General features: G+C 67.9%; 19 protein-coding genes and 1 tRNA gene. 15 read left to right on the forward strand and 5 right to left on the reverse strand.

Annotated elements, in window-relative coordinates; all coding sequences use genetic code 11:
• Positions 1-8: 8 nt before the first annotated feature.
• Both nadC and BLU84_RS22495 read right to left on the reverse strand, forming a co-directional pair.
• Complete coding sequence (gene nadC / locus BLU84_RS22490; protein WP_074872387.1) at positions 9-887, reverse strand: carboxylating nicotinate-nucleotide diphosphorylase; 879 nt, start codon at positions 885-887, stop codon at positions 9-11.
• Positions 884-1,153, reverse strand: a complete 270-nt coding sequence (locus BLU84_RS22495; RefSeq protein ID WP_074872389.1) for a Trm112 family protein — start codon at positions 1,151-1,153, stop codon at positions 884-886. The genes nadC and BLU84_RS22495 overlap by 4 nt, the downstream gene beginning before the upstream one ends.
• Before the next feature lie 64 nt (positions 1,154-1,217).
• Here BLU84_RS22495 and purE point away from each other — a divergent pair, with 64 nt between their 5' ends.
• Genes purE through BLU84_RS22510 form a run of 3 tightly spaced genes read left to right on the forward strand, consistent with a single transcriptional unit; the run spans position 1,218 to position 3,460 of the window.
• The gene (gene purE / locus BLU84_RS22500) at positions 1,218-1,739 is read left to right on the forward strand and encodes a 5-(carboxyamino)imidazole ribonucleotide mutase (RefSeq protein WP_074872391.1); all 522 of its coding nucleotides are present in this window, start codon (positions 1,218-1,220) and stop codon (positions 1,737-1,739) included.
• Complete coding sequence (locus BLU84_RS22505; RefSeq protein WP_074872393.1) at positions 1,736-2,875, forward strand: 5-(carboxyamino)imidazole ribonucleotide synthase; 1,140 nt, start codon at positions 1,736-1,738, stop codon at positions 2,873-2,875. Before purE ends, BLU84_RS22505 begins: the two co-directional genes overlap by 4 nt.
• Before the next feature lie 3 nt (positions 2,876-2,878).
• Entirely contained in the window at positions 2,879-3,460 is a 582-nt protein-coding gene (locus BLU84_RS22510) for a hypothetical protein (RefSeq protein ID WP_074872396.1), read from the forward strand.
• Positions 3,461-3,500: 40 nt separating this feature from the next.
• Here the strand turns inward: BLU84_RS22510 and BLU84_RS22515 are convergent, their stop codons facing one another.
• On the reverse strand, positions 3,501-4,040 hold the full coding sequence (locus BLU84_RS22515; RefSeq protein WP_074872398.1) for a CcdC protein domain-containing protein: 540 nt from the start codon (positions 4,038-4,040) through the stop codon (positions 3,501-3,503).
• Between the two features lie 237 nt (positions 4,041-4,277).
• Positions 4,278-4,856, reverse strand: coding sequence for a superoxide dismutase (locus BLU84_RS22520; RefSeq protein ID WP_057948399.1), 579 nt, complete (start codon positions 4,854-4,856; stop codon positions 4,278-4,280).
• Between the two features lie 191 nt (positions 4,857-5,047).
• Between BLU84_RS22520 and grxD the strand changes: the two genes are divergently transcribed.
• The 7 genes from grxD (at position 5,048) to BLU84_RS22555 (ending at position 12,848) form a co-directional block, all read left to right on the forward strand.
• Complete coding sequence (grxD, locus tag BLU84_RS27870) at positions 5,048-5,368, forward strand: Grx4 family monothiol glutaredoxin (protein ID WP_074872401.1); 321 nt, start codon at positions 5,048-5,050, stop codon at positions 5,366-5,368.
• Complete coding sequence (locus BLU84_RS27875) at positions 5,365-6,117, forward strand: SDR family NAD(P)-dependent oxidoreductase (RefSeq protein WP_074872403.1); 753 nt, start codon at positions 5,365-5,367, stop codon at positions 6,115-6,117. The genes grxD and BLU84_RS27875 overlap by 4 nt, the downstream gene beginning before the upstream one ends.
• A gap of 9 nt (positions 6,118-6,126) precedes the next feature.
• Entirely contained in the window at positions 6,127-6,720 is a 594-nt protein-coding gene (locus BLU84_RS22535) for a YhgN family NAAT transporter (protein ID WP_074872405.1), read from the forward strand.
• A 501-nt stretch (positions 6,721-7,221) separates the two neighbouring features.
• Entirely contained in the window at positions 7,222-10,422 is a 3,201-nt protein-coding gene (locus BLU84_RS22540; RefSeq protein WP_425479437.1) for a TonB-dependent receptor, read from the forward strand.
• 211 nt (positions 10,423-10,633) lie between these two features.
• Positions 10,634-12,016, forward strand: coding sequence for a nucleotide 5'-monophosphate nucleosidase PpnN (gene ppnN / locus BLU84_RS22545; protein WP_074872409.1), 1,383 nt, complete (start codon positions 10,634-10,636; stop codon positions 12,014-12,016).
• Between the two features lie 91 nt (positions 12,017-12,107).
• Positions 12,108-12,184, forward strand: a tRNA-Asn gene (locus BLU84_RS22550).
• Positions 12,185-12,449: 265 nt separating this feature from the next.
• Positions 12,450-12,848 carry an NUDIX hydrolase gene (locus BLU84_RS22555; RefSeq protein ID WP_074872507.1) on the forward strand — a complete coding sequence of 133 codons (399 nt, stop codon included), beginning with the start codon at positions 12,450-12,452 and terminating at the stop codon, positions 12,846-12,848.
• Between the two features lie 34 nt (positions 12,849-12,882).
• On the opposite strand, the gene BLU84_RS22560 is transcribed toward BLU84_RS22555, so the two are convergent.
• Positions 12,883-13,422, reverse strand: coding sequence for a GspH/FimT family protein (locus BLU84_RS22560; protein ID WP_074872410.1), 540 nt, complete (start codon positions 13,420-13,422; stop codon positions 12,883-12,885).
• A 242-nt stretch (positions 13,423-13,664) separates the two neighbouring features.
• On the opposite strand from BLU84_RS22560, the gene BLU84_RS22565 reads away from it, so the two are divergent.
• Genes BLU84_RS22565 through BLU84_RS22585 form a run of 5 tightly spaced genes read left to right on the forward strand, consistent with a single transcriptional unit; the run spans position 13,665 to position 20,327 of the window.
• Positions 13,665-14,195, forward strand: a complete 531-nt coding sequence (locus BLU84_RS22565; RefSeq protein WP_074872412.1) for a GspH/FimT family pseudopilin — start codon at positions 13,665-13,667, stop codon at positions 14,193-14,195.
• Positions 14,196-14,206: 11 nt separating this feature from the next.
• Positions 14,207-14,674 (forward strand): type IV pilus modification protein PilV, encoded by a 468-nt coding sequence (gene pilV, locus BLU84_RS27345; RefSeq protein ID WP_074872508.1) that lies wholly within the window; start codon positions 14,207-14,209, stop codon positions 14,672-14,674.
• Positions 14,671-15,927, forward strand: a complete 1,257-nt coding sequence (locus tag BLU84_RS22575; protein ID WP_074872414.1) for a PilW family protein — start codon at positions 14,671-14,673, stop codon at positions 15,925-15,927. The genes pilV and BLU84_RS22575 overlap by 4 nt, the downstream gene beginning before the upstream one ends.
• Positions 15,928-15,934: 7 nt before the next feature.
• Positions 15,935-16,468 (forward strand): pilus assembly PilX family protein, encoded by a 534-nt coding sequence (locus BLU84_RS22580; protein WP_074872417.1) that lies wholly within the window; start codon positions 15,935-15,937, stop codon positions 16,466-16,468.
• A gap of 10 nt (positions 16,469-16,478) precedes the next feature.
• A complete protein-coding gene (locus BLU84_RS22585) occupies positions 16,479-20,327 on the forward strand; it encodes a pilus assembly protein (protein WP_074872419.1) in 3,849 nt (1,282 codons plus the stop codon).
• Positions 20,328-20,335: the final 8 nt, after the last annotated feature.

Here is a 20,335-nt window from a genome sequence, read left to right on the forward strand (position 1 = left end):
CCGCCGGATCAGGCCGGCGGCGGGCCGAGTTTCAGCGAAAGATCGATGGCGCGCACATGTTTGGTGAGCCCGCCGATGGAGATGCAGTCCACCCCGTCTTCGGCGATCGCGCGCAGGCCGTCGAAGTCGACGCCGCCGGAGACTTCCAGCGGGATGCGCCCGTCGAACGGCGTCGCGCGCGCGATCCGCACCGCCTCGCGCCGGTCGGCGGCGTCGAAGTCGTCGATGAGGATGCGGTCGCAGCCTTCAGTCAGCGCCTCGCGCAATTGCGCCAGCGTCTCGACCTCGACGATCAGCGGCAGGCCGGGATGGCGCTCGCGCGCGTGGCGGATCGCCGCGACCAGCGAGCCGGCGGCGCGGATGTGGTTTTCCTTGAGCATCACCGCGTCATACAAGCCGATGCGGTGGTTGACCCCGCCGCCGCAACGCACCGCGTACTTCTGCGCCAGGCGCAGGCCGGGCAGGGTCTTGCGGGTGTCGAGGATCTTGGTGCCGGTGCCGGCCACCGCGGCCACGTACTGGGCGGTGACGGTGGCGGTGCCCGACAGGGTCTGCAGGAAATTCAGCGAGGCGCGCTCGGCGCTGACCAAGGCGCGGGATCGTCCCCGCAAGATGGCTAACACCGTGCCCGCAGCGACGCGGTCACCTTCGGCCACCTTCCAGTCGATCTCGACCTGCGGGTCGAGCGCGCGGTGGCAGGCGTCGAACCACGGCCGGCCGCAGACCACCGCGTCTTGCTTGCACAGCAGGTAGGCGATGTCGGCGCTGTCGGGCAGCAGGTCGGCGGTGACGTCGCCGCTGCCGAGGTCTTCGGCCAGGGCGTCGGCGACATCGGCTTCGATCTCGGCCGCCGGCGGCGGGGTCAGGTCGCGGGCGGCGGCGTTCATGCGGCGGGGAAACCCTCGACCTGGGCGGTGGCCAGGGCGTTTTCGGCGTCGAGCAGCGGGATGCCGTCGTCGACGATGTAGACGGTCTTGCGGTCGCGGGTGACCAGCGCCTCGCGCAGCGCCTGGGTCTGGGCGTCGCCGCTGCCGCGGACCACGCCGCCGCGGGCGATGGCGGCGTTCAGCGCCTGCAGCCCGCGGCCGTCGAGCGGGAACAGCGGTTGCCGGGTGGTGGGGCAGACGAGCAGGTCGAGCAGTTTGCGATCCATACGGTTTGGTGCCGGTACGACGGGACAGGGCGTTAGAATACGTCTTTGCGCCAAGGCACGTCCCATGTCCCCAGCCCAGAGTTCCGCCTCCGCATCTCCCGCCCCGCTCGTGGGCATCGTCATGGGCTCGCGCTCGGACTGGGAGACCATGCAGCACGCCGCCGCCAAGCTCGAAGCGCTGGGCGTGCCGCACGAGGTGCGGGTGGTGTCCGCGCACCGCACCCCGGACGTGCTGTTCCAGTACGCCGAAAGCGCGGCCGCCCGCGGCCTGCGCGCGATCGTCGCCGGCGCCGGCGGCGCCGCCCACCTGCCGGGCATGCTGGCTTCGAAGACCGCGGTGCCGGTGCTGGGCGTGCCGGTGCAGTCCAAGGCGCTCAACGGCATGGATTCTTTGCTGTCGATCGTGCAGATGCCGGCCGGCATCCCGGTGGCGACCTTCGCCATCGGCAACGCCGGCGCCGCCAACGCCGCGCTGTTCGCCGCCGCCCTGCTGGCGCCGGAATACCCGGCCATCGGCGCGGCGCTGAGCGCGTTCCGCGCGCGCCAGACCGACGAAGTGCTGGCCAACGACGACCCGCGCCAATGACCACCGTCGGCATCCTCGGAGGCGGGCAGCTGGCCCGCATGCTGGCGCTGTCGGGCGCGCCGCTGGGCCTGCGTTTCCTGGTCCTGGACAACACCGCCGACGCCTGCGCCGGCCAGTTCGCGCCGATGGTGGTGGGCGACTACACCGATCAGGCCGCGCTCGACGAGTTCGCCTCGAAGATCGACGTGGCCACCTTCGATTTCGAGAACGTGCCGGCCGAATCGGCGCGCTGGCTGGCCGAGCGCCGGCCGGTGTTCCCGAGCCCGCGCGCGCTGGCCGTGGCGCAGGACCGGCTGGCCGAGAAGACCCTGTTCCGCGAACTCGACATCCCGGTGCCCGATTTCGCGCCGATCGATTCGCGCGCCGGCCTCGACGCCGCGCTGCAGTCCATCGGCACGCCGTGCATCCTCAAGACCCGCCGCCTGGGCTACGACGGCAAGGGCCAGTTCCGGATCAAGAGCCCGGCCGACGCCGACGCCGCCTGGGCCGCGCTCGGCGCCCAGGCCGAGACCGTCGGCCTGATCCTGGAAGGCTTCGTGCGCTTCGAGCGCGAGCTGTCGGTGGTCGCCGTGCGCGGCCGCGACGGCGAGTTCCGCGCTTGGCCGCTGACCGAGAACTGGCACGTCGACGGCGTGCTCTCGGCCAGCCTCGCGCCGGCCGATGCCGACGCCGCGCTGGCCGCGACCGCGGTCGCGCACGCGCGCAAGCTCGGCGAAGCGCTCGACTACGTCGGCGTGTTCGCGCTGGAGCTGTTCTGCCGCGACGGCGTGCTGCTGGCCAACGAGTTGGCCCCGCGCGTGCACAACTCCGGCCACTGGACCATCGAAGGCGCCGAGACCTCGCAGTTCCAGAACCATCTGCGCGCCGTGCTCGGCCTGCCGCTGGGCGACACGCGCATGCTCGGCCACGCCTGCATGCTCAACTGGATCGGCGCGATGCCCGACGCCGCGCCGGTGCTGGCCGAAGCCGGCGGGCATTGGCACGACTACGGCAAGTCGTCGCGCGACGGGCGCAAGGTCGGGCATGCGACCTTGCGCACCGACAGCGCGGCCGAACTCGCCGAGGCCTTGCGCCGGGTCGGTGCGGCCTTGGGGCGCGAGGAGCAGGTTGAGCCGGTGATCGAACGCCTGCGCTGAGCGATGCCGACCTGGTTGACGCGGCCGCATCGCGCGCCGCCGCTGGCGCGCTGGGGCGGCGTCGCTTTCATGGCGTTCATGGTCGGCGGCGTCGCCGGCATGCTGTGCGTGGACGGCGAATTCAACGACGGTTTCGCCCAGGTCGCGACCTGGCTGTGGTTGCCGTGGTTGCTGGCGGTAACGGCGTTCGTCGGCCGCTATTGGCGCTGGCTGCGCGAACGCCAGCGGCGCGCGTGGCGGGTGCTGGGCGGCGCGGTGTTGGTCTATCTGATGGGTTTGCTGATGGCCTGGCCATATCTGACGGTAGTCAACGCGATCGGCGATCGCGGGCCGGTGCATCTGGCTGGGCCGGTGCTGCGCAAGCAGGTCGTCTCCAGCCGCCGTTCGGACGCGCACGTGCTGAGCTTGCGCGACGGTGCCAGCGGCCGCGAGGTCGACATGGTGGTGAACCCGGCGCTGTTCGGCGAGGTCGCGGTCGGCGACCGCCTGGCTTGCGATCTGCGCCAGGGCTGGCTCGGCTTCACCTATCGCTGGCGCTTCGGCGGCAGCGGGCCGGCGTGTTCGTTGGCGACGCGGCGCGGCTGATCCGGGCGCGGTCGTCGCGGGCCTGCGGCAACGGCGCCGCTCAGTTCGGGTCGGTTCGATCCGGCAGCGTCGCGGCGGCGACGGTCTCAGCCACGCGTTCGCTCGCCAACCGGCGCATCTGCACCATCAGCCCGATCGTGTAGACCAGCGAATAGCCGATCAACACCGCCGCCATGCCCATCGTCAGCGCGCTCGGCGCCTGCGCCGCGGCGAAGCCTTCGTGGGTGTAGCGCCAGGCCATGCGGCTGAGCAGCAGGACGGTCAGCGCGCCGCCGATCCACGGGTTCGGCGTGTAGGTGCGCCGGCCGTCGCGCCAGGCGACGTGGGTGTGCTTGAGCGCGAGCAGGCCGAGCAGCGCGCCCAGCGCGGCGCCGACGCCCAGGCCGAGCGCGAGGTGCGGCATCGCCGCGCCGGCGACGCATAGCAACGCCGCGACCAAAGCCAGGATGCCGAGCCGGATGCCGCTGCGCACCGGTCGCCACGGCTGCACGCCGAAGTTGCGGCGGATGCGGCGGTAGACCAGCAGCATCGACAGCGCGGGAAGCCAGTAGGGTGCGGTGGCGGCGATCGGCGAGGCCATGAGGCGGGGTTCCAGTGGCCGCGGTGCGCGGCTGCATGAGCTTGCGCGCGTGGGGTGTGGCGCTGCAAGCCGAGGGCGTTGCGGGCTGGCGGTTCGTGCGGCTTGAGGGGGGCGTCGTTGGCGGGGTGTCGCGGTCGCGGCTTGCGCCGCTCCTACAGGAGGCGTGGGGGGATTCGCCGATAACGAAAAACGGCCGGGTTTCCCCGGCCGTTTTCGCTGTTGCGGCGACGCGGCGGCTTACTTGAGGTTGGACGCCACGAAGTCCCAGTTGACCAGGTTCCAGAACGCCTCGACGTACTTCGGGCGGGCGTTGCGGTAGTCGATGTAGTAGGCGTGTTCCCACACGTCGCAGGTCAGCAGCGCGGTGTCTTCGCCGGTCAGCGGGGTGGCGGCGTTGGGCGTGCTGACCAGGGCCAGCGAACCGTCCGGACGCTGCACCAGCCAGCCCCAGCCCGAACCGAAGGTGCCGACCGCGGTCTTGGTGAACTCTTCCTTGAACTTGGCGAAGTCGCCGAAGGCCTTGTTGATGAGTTCGGCCAGCTTGCCGGTCGGCTCGCCGCCGCCCTTGGGCGACAGGCAGTTCCAATAGAAGGTGTGGTTCCAGATCTGGGCGGCGTTGTTGAACATGCCGCCCTGCGACTTCTTGATGATCTCTTCCAGCGACAGCGAGGCGAACTCGGTGCCTTCGATCATCTTGTTGAGGTTGTCGACGTAGGCCTTGTGATGCTTGCCGTAGTGATAGTCGATGGTCTCGGCCGAGATGGTCGGCTCCAGCGCGGTACGGTCGTAGGGCAGGGCAGGCAATTCGATGGCCATTGGCGGGCTCCTGGAGTTCGAGGGGGGCTGGCTAGCGGAGGGCGCCGCGGCCGGCGTTCCAGCTCCGGGACCGAACGGTTCCAGGACGGGCGCGTCGGCGACGCCGCGAAGGCTTACAATTCATATTCTATCCCCACCCAAGGTTGCCGAACCGTCAAACTCGGCAACAAACCTTGTCAGGAGCAGTACCCATGTCGGTTATCGAACGGATCCAGACCGAGGTCGAGTCCCATCCGGTCGTGTTGTTCATGAAGGGCACCGCGCAGTTCCCGATGTGCGGCTTTTCCAGCCGCGCGGTGCAGGCGCTGAAGGCCGCGGGCGCCACTTCGCTGCACACGGTCAACGTGCTGGAAGATCCGGAAATCCGCGCCAACCTGCCGCGCTATTCGAATTGGCCGACCTTCCCGCAGCTCTTCATCCACGGCGAGCTGATCGGCGGTTGCGACATCACCCTGGAGCTGTACGAGTCCGGCGAGCTGGCGCGCATGATCAGCGAGACCCAGTCGCAGTGACCCAGGCCGCCGCCCGTTCCGGGGATTCCCAGGCCGGCGCGCTGGCCGGCCGGGTGGTGCTGGTCACCGGTGCCGCCGGCGGTCTCGGCTCGGCCGCCTCGCTGGCCTGCGCCGCGGCCGGCGCCACCGTGGTCCTGCTCGGGCGCAAGGTGCCGAAGTTGAACCGGGTCTACGACGCGGCGGCCCAGGCCGGGCCCGAGCCGCTGCTGTACCCGCTCGACCTGGAAGGCGCCCAGCCCGACGACTACGCCGAGATGGCGCAGCGGATCGAATCCGAACTCGGCCGCCTCGACGGCGTGCTGCACTGCGCCGCCGATTTCCCCGGCCTGACCCCGCTGATGCAGACCGACCCGGCCGCGTTCGCGCGCGCCGTGCACATCAATCTGACCGCGCCGTGGTGGCTGTCGCAGGCCTGCCTGCCGCTGCTGGCCAAGGCCGGCGACGCCGCGCTGGTGTTCGCCCTCGACGATCCCAAGCGGGTCGGCCAGGCGTACTGGGGCGGCTACGGCGCGGCCCAGCACGGGCTCGCCGCGCTGGTCGGGATCCTGCACGCCGAGTTGGGCAATTCCAGCGTGCGCGTGTCCGGCCTGCGTCCGGGGCCGATGCGCACGCCGCTGCGCGCGCGCGCCTACGTCGAAGAAAACGACCGTTCCGCGCGCGAGCCGGCGGCCTATGCCGCGGCCTGCGTTTCGCTGCTGTCGGCGGACGGCGCAGCGCATCGCGGCACGGTCTGGACGCCGGACGCCTGAGGCCGCGCCATGACCATCGCCTCGGCCGCGCTGCTGCTCTTCATCATCCTCGACCCGCTCGGCAACATCCCGGTGTTCCTGAGCCTGCTGCGCGGGCTGCCGCCCAAGCGCCAGCGCATCGTGCTCGCGCGCGAGCTGCTGATCGCGCTGGGCGTGCTGATGCTGTTCCTGTGGGGAGGCAAGTACGCGCTGGAGCTGATGCACCTGCGCCAGGAGTCGGTGTCGATCGCCGGCGGCATCGTCTTGTTCCTGATCGGCATCCGCATGATCTTCCCGCCGCCGGAAGGGCTGATGGGCGAGATCCCCGACGGCGAGCCCTTCATCGTGCCGATGGCGATCCCGCTGGTCGCCGGCCCTTCGGGCATGGCCGCGGTGATGCTGATGGGCAGCAACGACCCATCGCGCCTGGGCGACTGGAGCCTGGCGCTGATGATCGCCTGGGGCGCGACCGCGGCGATCCTGTTCTCGGCCACCATCCTCTACAAGCTGCTCGGCCGGCGCGCGCTGATCGCGATCGAGCGGCTGATGGGCATGCTGCTGGTGGCGATCTCGGTGCAGATGATTCTCGACGGCCTCGGCGCCTACCTGCCGGGTCCGCCGTGAGCGCCGGCCGGTAATCCCGGCCCCGCGCGCGGGGCGCGAGCCCGCTGCGGTGCTCGCGAGGGCTTGAAGGCGCGGCGGGGAGCCGTGCCGGTTCCGACGAACGGTTATGCCCGCACCGGCCCGGGCCGGCGAGGGCGGGGCGGCCGTTCGCGATTTCGAGTGGCGTAGTTGTGCCCGGGCGCTGTCGCCCGGCTCCCATTCGCACCCGCATGGGCAAGGGCTCCGGGCGCGGCTTATACAACTTTGCGCTGCATGGCAGTTCAGGTGTGGACGCAGTCACCGTGTGACAAGGCTTGATGCCGGTCACGTCTCTGTCACACACCCTGCCTAGCCTGTTAAACTGCTGTTAACCCCGGCGGCCACGGCGCCGCGCGGGTCTAGGGGCTAGCCAATAACGCAGGTCTGGACCGGCAGCGGCGCGAAGCCGCGCCCGCCGACCTTCTCCGCCACGCATTCCACTGTACCGAGGCCATCGTAATGACCTATCAAAACCGCGTCCGCATGTCCAAGCTCACGCTTGGCCTGCTCGCCGTCTTCGCCACCGCTCCGGTCTTCGCCCAGAGCAACGCCGCCGGTATCGCCGGCCGTGTCCTCGGCGCCGACGGCCAGCCGGTCGCCAACGCCGAAGTGACGATCACCCACACGGAATCGGGCACCGTCAGCCGCGCCACCACCGACGCCGACGGCCGCTACAACGCCCGCGGCCTGCGCGTGGGCGGCCCGTACACGGTCACCATCAACAAGGAAGGCGCCGGCGCCGGCAGCCAGGACGGGGTCTACCTCAACCTGGACAAGGTCAACAACGTCGATGTCGCGCTGAACAACTCGGTCACCACCCTGGGCGCCGTCCAGGCGGTCGCCGCGGCGACCTCGGAAGTGTTCTCGGCCAACAAGATGGGCGCCGGCTCGGTGGTCACCCGCCAGCAGCTCGAGCAGATGCCGACCATCAACCGCAACCTGCAGGACTTCGTCCGCCTCGACCCGCGCGTGGTCCAGACCGACAAGTCGCGCAACGAGATCTCGGTCGGCGGCCAGAACCCGCGCTACAACGTGATCCGCGTCGACGGCGTCAGCACCAACGACTCCTTCGGCCTCGGCGGCAACGGCCTGCCGACCCCGAAGCAGCCGTTCTCGATGGACGTCATCGACGAAGTCTCCATCGACGTGGCCAACTACGACGTGACCATCGCCGGCGGCACGGGCGGCGTGATCAACGCCGTCACCAAGTCGGGCACCAACGAATTCCACGGCTCGGTCTACGGCGTGTACCGCGACAACGACTGGTCGGGCAAGAACTCCGCCGGCGTGCGTCCGCAGCTGTTCGACAGCGAGAGCACCTACGGCGGCACCTTCGGCGGCCCGCTGATCAAGGACAAGCTGTTCTTCTTCGCCAACTACGAGAAGTACACCGGCAAGGAACTGTTCACCGGCAACTCCAGCTTCGGTCCTCCGGGCTCGGGCGCCAACAACATCGTCAACATCACCCCGGCCCAGATCGCCGAGATCATCGACATCTCCAAGAACGTCTGGGGCTTCGATCCGGGTAGCCTGTCGCTGCCGTCGCTCGACACCAAGAGCGAGGAATACGGCCTGAAGATCGACTGGAACATCAGCGATAAGCACCGCGCCAATTTCCGCTACGCGCAGAGCAAGCAGAGCACCGCGTTCCTGCAGGGCTTCGGCAGCAACTCGCTGGCGCTGAGCACGTACCACTACGTGCAGGACTTCGAGTTCAAGACCTACACCGCGCAGTTGTTCAGCGACTGGACCGACAACTTCTCCACCGAAGCCAAGGTCTCCTACCGCGACTACTCGGCCGTTCGCAACCCGCAGTTCGACCTGCCGGCGATCGGCGTGCGCGTGGGCAGCAGCACCCTGAACTTCGGCACCGAAGAGAACACCCAGGCCAACATCCTCGAGACCAAGACCTGGAACGGCTTCTTCGCCGGCAACCTGTTCCTGGGCGAGCACACCGTCAAGTTCGGCGCCGACTACGAGTCGAACGAGGTCTACAACCTGTTCGGCCGCCGCATCAACGGCGTGTACACCTTCAATTCGATCGCCGACTACCGCGCCGGCCGTTCGGGCCGTTACCAGTTGTTCGCCCCGCGCGGCGGCGACCTGGACAACATGGCCGCCGGCTTCACCCAGAAGAACATCGGCCTGTTCGCGCAGGACACCTGGGCGCTCACCGACCGCCTGACCCTGACCTTCGGCGTGCGCTACGACAAGGCCATTGTCGACGACAAGCCGGTCTACAACGCGGCCGCGTCGAACCTGTTCGGCGTGCGCAACGACAACACCATCGACGGCAGCGACCTGTGGCAGCCGCGCTTCGGCTTCAACTACACCTTCGACAGCGAGCGTCCGACCCAGCTGCGCGGCGGCATCGGTCTGTTCAAGGGCGGTTCGCCGACGGTGTGGCTGGCCAACCCGTACTCCAATAACGGCATTTCGTACACCGACTACCTGTTCACCAACGGCATCACCCGCTTCAGCCCGGATCCGAACGCCCAGCTGGGCCTGTTCAACCCGGGCACCGGCGGCCAGCAGTCGGTCGACTTCATCGAGAAGGACCTGAGCCTGCCGTCGGTGTGGAAGGCCAACCTGGCGTTCGATACCGAACTGCCGTGGTACGGCATCGTCGCCGCCGTGGAAGGCGTGGTCACCCAGGTCAACGACGCCCTGTACTACCAGCAGCTCAACCTCGGCGCGGTGCAGCGCGTGGGTCAGGACGGCCGCAACATCTACTGGAACAACGCAGGCCTGAGCCCGCTGAGCTGGAACCAGGATGGCAGCGCGTGCTTGCGCGAAACCGGCTTGGCCGGCGGTCCGTCCTGCGCCAGCAGCGGTACCAACGCGCGCGCCGGTCGCTCCACGGCCTACAACGACGCCATCATCGCCCGCAACACCTCCAAGGGTGAGAGCCAGCAGTTCACCGTTTCGTTGAACAAGCCGTTCAACAACAGCGACTGGGCCTGGGGCGTCGCCTACACCTTCACCCACGCCACCGAAGTCAGCCCGCTGACCAGCTCGACCTCGAGCTCGCAGCTCGGCAACGTCGGCGTGTTCCAGTCCAACGAGGAAGTCGCCGCGCGCTCGGCCTACGAGATCCGCGACCGCTTCACCGCCAACGTCAACTGGAAGCACGCGTTCTTCGGCGACTACAACACCATCGTCTCGCTGGTGTACGAAGGCCGCTCGGGCCGTCCGTACAGCTACGCGTTCGACAACGACGCCAACGGCGACGGCCGTCTGAACGACCTGCTGTACATCCCCAAGAGCATGGGCGACGTGCTGTTCCGCAACCCGGCCGAAGAGCAGGCGTTCTGGAACTTCGTCAACGGCAACGAGTACCTGCGCAGCCATCTGGGCCAGGTCGCCAAGCGCAACGACGTGCGCGGCAAGTGGGTCAACCAGTTCGACCTGCACATCGCGCAGGAACTGCCGGGCTTCATGACCGGCCACAAGGCCGAGCTGGCCATCGACATCATGAACGTCGGCAACATGCTCAATAAGAAGTGGGGCCGCGTCGAAGAAGTGGCGTTCCCGGGCATGCGCGGCGTGGTCGAGTACGGCGGCGTCGATCCGGCGACCGGCAAGTACGTCTACCGCTTCAACACCCCGGATCCCGAGCAGATCTACGACGAGAAGGGCATCTCGCGTTGGGCGGCTCAGGTGAGCTTCCGCTACCGCTTCTGATAGCGGCGCGATAGGATCCAGGACGACGGCCGGGGCTTCCCCGGCCGTTTTCTTTTTATAGGGCCGCAGCGCGCCGCCGCAGGGGTGCGCCGCGGGTCGGTTGTGCCGATCCGGCCGGCCCCGGATGGCCCCCGCGGACCCCGCCGCAGCGTCGCGGCAAGCTGCTAGAGTCGTTCCCCACTAGACGATGAAAACGACAGAGAAACCCGCAATGACCGCAACCCCCACCGCGACCGTCCTGCCGACGGTCAACGCACGCATCTACCCCAAGGGCGGGCTCGACGTCCTGTCCCGCGACGAGGTCGCGCGCCTGCGCGACGCCTCCACCGGCATGCACGACCTGCTGCGCCGCTGCGCCCTGGCGGTGCTGACCAGCGGCAGCGCCTCCGACGACCCGCGCGCCGCGCGCGAGCTGTATCCGGATTTCGATATCGAAGTGCATCAGCAAGACCGCGGCATGCGCATCGACCTGACCCGCGCGCCGGCGATGGCCTTCGTCGACGGCGAGATCATCCGCGGCGTGGCCGAGCTGCTGTTCGCCGTGGTCCGCGACCTGGCCTATACCGCGATCGAGCTGGGCAAGGGCGGCGGCCGCAACCTGGACTCCAGCGACGGCCTCACCGATTCGGTGTTCGGCCTGCTGCGCAACGCCCGCATCCTGCACCCGGCCGATCCGAACCTGGTGGTGTGCTGGGGCGGCCACTCGATCTCGCGCGACGAGTACATCTACACCAAGCAGGTCGGCTACGAGCTGGGCCTGCGCGGCCTGGACATCTGCACCGGCTGCGGCCCGGGCGCGATGAAGGGTCCGATGAAGGGCGCGACCATCGCCCACGCCAAGCAGCGCCGCCGCGCGATGCGCTACATCGGCATCACCGAGCCGGGCATCATCGCGGCCGAGTCGCCGAACCCGATCGTCAACCACCTGGTGATCATGCCGGACATCGAGAAGCGCCTGGAGGCCTTCGTCCGCATGGGCCACGGCATCATCGTGTTCCCTGGCGGCGTCGGCACGGCCGAGGAGATCCTGTACCTGCTCGGCATCCTGCTGCGCGAGGAGAACGCCGGCCTGCCGTTCCCGCTGATCCTGACCGGCCCGACCGCGTCGGCGCCGTATTTCGAGCAGATCGACAAGTTCCTGCGCCTGACCCTGGGCGAGGTCGCGACCCAGCGCTACGAGATCATCGTCGGCGATCCCGAGCGCGTGGCCCGCGCCATGTCGCACGGCATCCGCAAGGTGCGCGAGTACCGCATCGAGCACAAGGATTCGTTCTTCTTCAACTGGTCGATCGACATCCCGCTGGCGTTCCAGAAGCCGTTCGTGCCGACCCACGAGGCGATGGCTGCGCTGGACCTGCACCACGGCCGCAAGCCGCACGAGCTGGCCGCGGACCTGCGCCGGGCGTTCTCGGGCATCGTCGCCGGCAACGTCAAGGAAGACGGCATGCGCCGGATCGAGCAGTTCGGACCGTTCGAGATCCACGGCGACCCGGACATGATGCAGTCGCTGGACGAATTGCTGCGCGCCTTCGTCGAGCAACGGCGGATGAAGATCGCCGGCGAGTACCGCCCCTGCTACCGCGTTGTGACCTGAACGGGTATGATGTCGGGCTCCGGCGGCGACGTGCTTTCTTGACCCGAAAGTGTTGACGCCGGGGTGCTGAATAAGCATCATATGCAGCCCCGCCCGAATAGCTCAGCCGGTTAGAGCACTTGACTGTTAATCAGGGGGTCGTTGGTTCGAGTCCAACTTCGGGCGCCAAATTCGAGAAGGCCGCGAGCAATCGCGGCCTTCTTTTTTGTTCGCCGTTTTCCTCTTCCGCGGAATCCGGTCGTGTCGCTCCCGGGTTTTCGCTGCGTGCCGCCGACGGGCGTTCGAGTCGCGCGTTCCGTATGGCCGCTATGCCCCGACGCGCTGGAGTCGAGCTCGTCGTGGAATGCAGGGCGCCCGCGTCCGGTGCGCCGATTGCGCGGGCGGATCGAGAATGGAGCGGGGCGACGACGCGATCGCAAAGGACCGGTTCGGCATGAGCACGATCGACAAAGTGGCGTGGGTCCATCTGCGCGACGGCAAGATTTTGAGCACGCGATCGCGCGGGAAAGACCGCTTCTACCTCCCCGGCGGCAAGCGCGAGGCCGGCGAGTCCGATGTCGATTGCCTGCGGCGCGAAGTCCGCGAGGAATTGGCGGTGGAGCTGCGAGTCGATTCGATCGGTTATCTCGCGACCTTCCAGGCCCAGGCGCACGGGCATCCGGACGGCGTCTTGATCAAGATGATCTGCTATGCGGCCGAACCGGTGGGTGAGCCGACTGCATCGGCCGAGATCGAGGAGTGGCAATGGCTGGGTTATGCCGACCGGGAGCGCGCTTCCGCGGTCGATGTCCTGGTCTTCGACTGGCTGCACGAGCGCGGCGTCTTGGTTTAGTGCGCGCGGCGCCGCTGCCGGCGGCTTTGCGGCCTTACTCGTCGGCGCGGCATCGAGCGAGTTCCGCCGCCTCCGCATCGCGCGTCGCGAATCCATGGCCGTTGCGATAGCGCAGCACCCAGCCGCGCAGCGGCCCGCGCAGGTCGCACAACAGCAGCGGCGCGTCGTGGCCGACCCGCCCGGTGCCGGGTTGGAAGCGGATCGGCCGCGCTTGGCCGAGCGAGCGCAGGCGCAGGTAGGTGGGCAGGGGGAGCTGGCGCCGCAGCAGTTCGTCACCCTCGTTGAGGTGGCGGCTGCGGTCGTTGTCGGCGAAGCCCATCAGGCCGCGGCTCCAGTCGGTGCCGGGGTCGCATTCGAAGTAGATCCAGCGCACCGGGCACAGCAGCACCGGCACCGCGCGGCGTTCGGCGTGGCGGGCGGCCTGGGCGTACAGGCCGTCGAGGCCCTGGGCGAACGCCCGCGCCGGCGAATCGCCGAAGCTGGCGCCCGATCCCGGGCTCACCAGCAGGCTCAGCAGATTGGCCAACACAAATGCGGCGAAGAACTCGTAAGCGTCCAACTTCTTGATTCGCATGGGCCATTCCCTTGGCGGATGCGCGGCGTGCTCGGGAGACACAGCTTCGCCGGCGACCGTCCGGGACGACCAGCGGCGCAGGGCGCGACCGTCGGTAAGGCTAAGGCGTGACGCCTGTCGGACTATTCTTAGGCTCAAAAACCACTGACCGACTCCGCCTGACCGCTCGTCGGTGTGGCACCTTTTTGAGGTAATTCCGACTGTTAGCATCCTTCCCGTCTTGTATGGGGAAGAGATCGCTCATGAGCCGTCGTCGGCGAGCTGGTTTCACTTTGATCGAATTGCTGGTGACCGTCGCGGTCGCCGCGATCCTCCTGGCCCTGGCCTTGCCGTCGTTCACCGCGGCGTTGCGGTCCAACCGGGTCAGCTCGGCCACCAATCTCACTCTGGCCTCGTTGAACCTGGCGCGCGCCGAGGCGCTGCGCAGCAAGACCAGCGCGCGGGTCTGCCCGGCGCCGTCCTCCGGCGTGGGCAAGGCCTGCGGCAGCGACTGGAGCAAGGGCTTGCTGATCTGGACCGACGAGAACAACGACAAGACCCGGCAGGACGCCGAGGTCAAGCGCATCGTCGATACGCCGCGCGACATCCAGATTTCGATGGATCCGGCCAGCACCAGCGAGATCGTCTTCGACGACCGCGGCCGCACTCTCAATCGCACCAGCTACACGGTCATCGTCAAGCCGTCGGTGTGCAAGAGCAACGAAGAGACCAAGCGCTCGATTTCCGTCAGCGGCGTTGGCCGGGTCCAGGTCAAGCGGGAGAAATGCGTATGAAGCGCGTGGCTATGCGAGGCGGTCCGTCCGCGCCGACGCGGATGCGCGGCCTGAGCCTGATCGAGGTGTTGATGAGCGTGCTGGTGCTCGGCCTGGGCCTGCTCGGCTTGGCGATGCTGCAGACGACCAATCTGCGCTTGGCCCAGAGCAGCAACCAGCGCACGATCGCGACCAACCTGTCGAACGATCTGCTCGACGACATCCGCACCAACCGTCTGGTGGCGACCAAGTACACGGGCACTTACAAGGCCGCCGACGTCACCGTCACCGCCTGCACCAAGATCGGCGCGATGACGCCCAAAGACCAGACCGACGAATTCGCCTGCAAGATGAAGCAGGCGCTGGGCGCCAGCGCGGTCGCCGTGGTCCAGGTCAACACCAGCACCGGCCGCGTTTCCATCCAGTTGGACTGGGACGACGCCAAGCGTTGGAAGGCGCTGGAAGGCGCCACTTCGTTCTCGATGGAGACCGCCCTGTGAAGCCGCACGCCCGTCCGCAATCGCGGCTTTCGCAAGCCGGTCTTTCGCTGATCGAGCTGATGGTCGCGCTGCTGCTCAGCGGCTTGCTGCTGGTCGGCCTGGTGCAGATCTTCTCCGCCTCGCGCGCGTCCTATCAGATGGCCCAGGGCCTGGCCCGGGTGCAGGAAACCTCGCGCTTCGCCATCGACTACCTGCAGCGCGACGCGCGCATGGCCGGGCAGTTCGGTTGCGTCAACGATCAGGTCCACATCTACGCCGGCCACGGCATGTTCGGCGAGCTGTTCCTGTCGGACCGCACCAACTACACCACGCTGCCGAACATCGCCAACAAGGAAGCGTTGAACTTCGACTTCTCGATCCAGGGTTTCGAAGCCAAGGGCTCGTCGTCGGGCGATACGGTCGACCTGAGCGCGGCGACGCTGCCCAACGGCACGGGCTCTGACTGGACCCCGGCGCTGCCGGCCAGCATGCTCGCGCTCACGCCAGCGCCGATCAAAGGCAGCGACGTGCTGGCGCTGCGCTTCCTCTCGGCCGAAAGCGCCGACATCCTCAGCTTCAACCTGCCGGGCGAAACCGGCCCGAACGCGACCATCAACGTCAATCCGACCCAGTGGCCGGTGTTGAAGAAGGATCTCGACAAGGGCGGCCTGTTCGGCCTCGCCGATTGCCGCCAGGTCGTGGTCTTCGCCGCCAATCAGGTGAGCGAAGGCGCCACCGCGACCACGCTGACGATCGCCGCCAGCGGCGTCAACCAGAGCACCTTCGACGGTTCCGACACCTTCGCCCCGGGCCAGGCCCGCGTCTATCGCGCCGACAGCTTCGTCTATTACGTCGGCCTCAACGACCAGAAGCTGCCGTCGCTGTACCGCGCGCGCTACAACGTCGAGCCGGGCAGTGGCGCGATCACCCTGGCCGGCGGTGCGTCGGAGCAGTTGGTCGACGGTGTGGAGAACCTGCAGTTGCTCTATGGCCAGGACTCGGTCACCGATGCGACCAAGGCGCCGATCGGCCTGATCGAATCGACCCGCCGTGCCGACCAGTTGCTTCCGGCCGGCGACCAGCGCACCGCCTGGCAGCGCGTGGGCGCGATGCAGGTCGGCCTGCTGGTCAGCAGCTCCGACCCGGCAGCCTCGGGCCAGCGCGCCACCTCGCCGCAGTCGCTGGGGGTGAGTTTCAAGCTGCCCAACGACGGCCGCTTCCGCACCACCTACGAAACCAGCATCGCGCTGCGCAACCGCCTGTATGGGAACTGAGGCCGCCATGAGCATCCATCGCCACCGCCGCACCGGCCGCAGCATCGCCGGCCCGCGCAGCCAACGCGGCGCCGTGCTGTACGTCGCGCTCATGATGCTGGTGCTGCTGGCGCTGATCGGCGTCACCGCGATGCAGGTCACCGGCCTGCAGGAACGCATGACCGCCAGCTACCGCTCGGCCAACCTGGCCTTCCAGGGCGCCGAAGGCCGCGCGCGCGAACGCGAGATCGCGATCGCCCGCCAGGTCAAGAGCAGCGGCGTGGAAGCGCTACAGATCGACGCGCCGATCTGCAGCGCCGAGGGCTTCGATCCCAGCGGCTGGGCGGAGAGCCTCAAGTACGCCAATCCGCTGCCGGCCGACACCAAGCTCAGCTATGTGCGCCGCATCGACGAATGCGTCAGCGCCGGCGGCAGCATCAGCTCCGGCAAGGAGCCGGTCAGCGAGAACACCAACCTGATCTTCCAGGTCACGGCCTACGCGGTCGACCGCGGCACGAATCCCGGCTCGGATTCGGTCATCGACACCATTTTCGTTCCTTGAGGAACTCGTCATGACTTCCTACCGTTCTTTGATCACCGCTTCGCTGCTGCTCGCCGGCGCGGGCGCTGCCTACTGGTGGTACACCGCCAACGCGCTGCAGGCCGAGGGCGATCTGGCCCAGTCGCCGCTGAACTCGGTGGTGACCGTACCGCCGTCGTTCATCATGGCGGTCGACGACTCGGGTTCGATGACCTTCCAGACCTTGTTCCCGGGTTCGGACGGCTCCGCCTTCTGGAGCGTCGCAGCCGAGGACGGCACCGGCCCCAACGGCCGCGGCAACGGCTACTTCACCGGTACCGGCGCCACCGCGCGCGTGCGCACCCAGAACGATCAGTACGACACGGGCGTGTTCCATTACCTGATCCCGCAGCGCAACGCCCTGATCGGCGGCCGAAACGCCATTCCGCCGTTCGACAAATTCGGCTTCGCCCGTTCTTCGGATTTCAATCCGGCGTACTTCAATCCGGACGTGACTTACGCGCGCTGGAAGCAGCCCAACGCCGCGCAGGAAATCGTCGATTTCCCCAACGCCGATCCTGCCGCCGCCAGCTCCGATCCGACCGACGTCAATGCCGCCAAGTACGACCTCAGAGGCGTGCTGATGGCCTACGATCCGGTGAACAACTACTCCGAGTACTTCACCGCGCCGCAAGGAATGACGATCCCGGCCGGGACCGAGTACTACATGGCGCGCAACGCCAACAACGTCGCCAACTGCGGCGGCCTGACGTCGCGCAACGCCCTGCCGAACACCCTGGACAAGGTCGCTACGGGCGGGCTGCGCATGAGCCGCGACTGCAAGGTCGCGTTCAAATACCGTCCGGCGGTGTACTTCTCGCTGTCCGACAAGGCCGGCGCCGGCTCCGGCTATACCGCCACGCCGGTCAAGATCGACGACGCTTGCGGCAAGGGCTGTGCGCTGTACAAGTACGAAATCGTCTCGGGCAACTATTCCGCGGCCGATTATCAGAAGGCGATCACCAACTTCGCCAACTGGTTCAGCTATTACGGCAACCGCAATCGCGCGATGAAAGCCGCGCTGACGTTGTCGCTGGAATCGGTGACGAAGATGAACGTCGGTATGTTCACCATCAACAGCGGCGGAGGCAGCTATAACTACACCGACGTCGCCATGCGCGACATGAACTCCGGCGCGGACAAGAAAGCGCTGTACAACGAGTCACTGCTCACGCTGGGCGCCAGCGGCGGCACCCCGAACCGCTGGGCGGTTCGCCATCTGGGCCGCCAGTTCAAGCGCACCGACGACGCGGCGCCGGTCAAGTCCGCCTGCCAGATCAACGCCGGCATGCTGTTCACCGACGGCTACAGCAACAGCGGCGGCCCCGGCCTGGATACCGGCCTGCTCGGCGACGGCAACATGCCGGCGCCGCTGAAGGACTCGTTCAACAACACCCTGGCCGACACCGCCGCAGCGTACTACCAGACCAACCTGCGCCCCGACCTGGCCCAGGGCAAGGTGCCGGTGCCGGACGCGTGCAAGACCACGCCGGACGACCCGCGCCTGGATTGCAACAAGAATCCGCACATGAACTTCTACGGCGTCACCCTCGGCGCCAAGGGCAACATCTACGGCAACACCTACGATCCCAAGACCAATACGCCCGATCCGTATGTGACCTTCCCGGCCTGGGAAGTGCGCCAGAACGACAATCCGAGCACGGTCGACGAGATCTGGCACGCGACGATGAACGCGCGCGGCAAGTTCATCAACGCCACCACCCCGGCCGACATCACCAACGCGATGCGCGAGATCCTGGCCTCGGTCGGCGGCGGCGCCACGCCGTCGGGCAGCCTCGGCCTGACCGGCGCGCGCGTCGGCGCCAACACCTTCTCGGTGACCCCGAGCTACGAGATCGCCAACAACGGCACCGACTGGTTCAGTAAGCTCAACGCCGACAAGGCCAACTTCGACCAGGTCTCCGGCAAAGTCACCTTCACCGCGATGTGGGAAGCCTCGGCGCTGCTCGAGGGCGCCAGCCGCAACATCCGCTACGGCGCGCTCGCCGCCGGCACGGTCAAGCCCACGCTCAAGGACTTCCAGGCCACCAACCTCGGCGCCACCGATGCGGCCGCGCTGGCGACGCTGTGCAGCGACTCACTGCAGACCTGCTCGGGCAAGTTCAACCGCATCGACAACGGCAACGGCATTCCGGCCGCGGCGGCGGTGGCCTACCTGCGCGGCTCGCGCACCGACGACGGCAAGCGCCTGCGCAAGCGCACCACCTTGCTCGGCGACATCGTCAACTCCACGCCGGTGCTATCGGCCAAAGGCGACGACTACGGCTATCGCGGCCTGCGCACCGCCGCCGGCGGGCTGGACCGCTTCAACTACGCCGCCTACCTGAAGTCGAAGGTCGACGCCAACCGCAAGCCCTTCGTCTACGTCGGCGCCAACGACGGCATGCTGCACGCCTTCGACGGCACCGACGGCCGCGAGGCCTTCGGCTACATCCCGTCGACCGCGCTCGGCCACATGGGCAACCTGCTGTTCCCGTACAACGCCGCCGACCGCAACAACCAGATCTTCACCCACCGCTATTTCGTCGACGGCAAGATCACCGTGTCCGACGCCTACGACGGCGGCAGCTGGAAGACCGTGCTGGTCGGCAGCGTCGGCGCCGGCGGCCGCGGCGTGTTCGGCATGGACGTGTCGGCCCAGACCACGTTGAACGTGCTGTGGGAAGTCACCGACCAGTCCGGCGCCGCCAACGGCGGCAACGACATCGGCAGCGTGCTCGGCAAGGCCGCGATCGTGCCGGTGATCGACGCCGGCGGCACCGTGAAGTGGAAGGCGATCTTCGGCAACGGCTACAACAGCGTCAACGGCAAGGCCGTGCTGTTCGTGGTCGACATGATCGACGGCAGCGTCAAGACCATCACCGCCGAGGAGACCGGCGCCAACAAGCCCGCGCGCAAGAAGAACGGCCTGGGCAACGTGGTGGTGATCGACCGCTACCAGGGCACCACCGGCGCCACCGTGCGCGACGGCTATGCCGACACCGTCTACGCCGGCGACCTCAACGGTGCGGTGTGGAAGTTCGATCTGCGCAACAACTCCGTCGCCTTCAACGGCGCGCCGCTGTTCATCGCCCGCTCGCAGGACGACTACAACAAGCGCCAGCCGATCATCGGCGGCTTCGAAGCCACCACCGTGCGCAACAACGTGATGATCTACTTCGGCACGGGCAGCTTCGCCTTCACCAACGATCCGACCAACAAGGATATGCAGAGCATCTACGGCATCATCGACAACGGCACCGTCGTCGATGGCCGCAGCAAGCTGCGTCAGCAGTTCATCAGCGCCGAAGCGAACGGCTCGCGCATGATCAGCAACAGCCGCCTGGCGGCGGCGCAGCGCGGTTGGTTCATCGACCTGGGGGTGGATACGTCCGGCGGCGGCAACCCGGTGGCCACCGGCGAGCGCATGATCGGCTACCCGCGCCTGCAGAGCGGCATTCTGTTCGTGCCGACCTACGACCCGAGCAGCACCGACGCCTGCGCCACCGACGGCAACAATTGGCTGTACGGCCTGGGCGCGGTCGACGGCAGCGCCGGCCTGGACTACGCCACCATCGACGGCCCGAACGGGACCAAGCTGGCGGCCGGCACCGGTGCGGAGAAGCTCAAGTCCTCGACCAGCACGCCGATCACCGCACCGGTGACCGAAGTGGGGGTGATGGCGATGGACAAGATCAGCTACGTGTCCGACACCGCCACCGGCAAGGACATCGAGGACGCCAAGAATTCGCGGTGTTCGTTCATGGCGCAGGCGTCCGGCTCGCGGCCGTACTACCTGCCGCGCCCCTGCGGTCGCCAGTCCTGGCGCCAGATCCGATAACGAGGAAC

Origin of the sequence: Lysobacter enzymogenes (assembly GCF_900106525.1) — a bacterium.
In the GTDB taxonomy this organism is placed as follows: Bacteria; Pseudomonadota; Gammaproteobacteria; order Xanthomonadales; family Xanthomonadaceae; genus Lysobacter; species Lysobacter enzymogenes.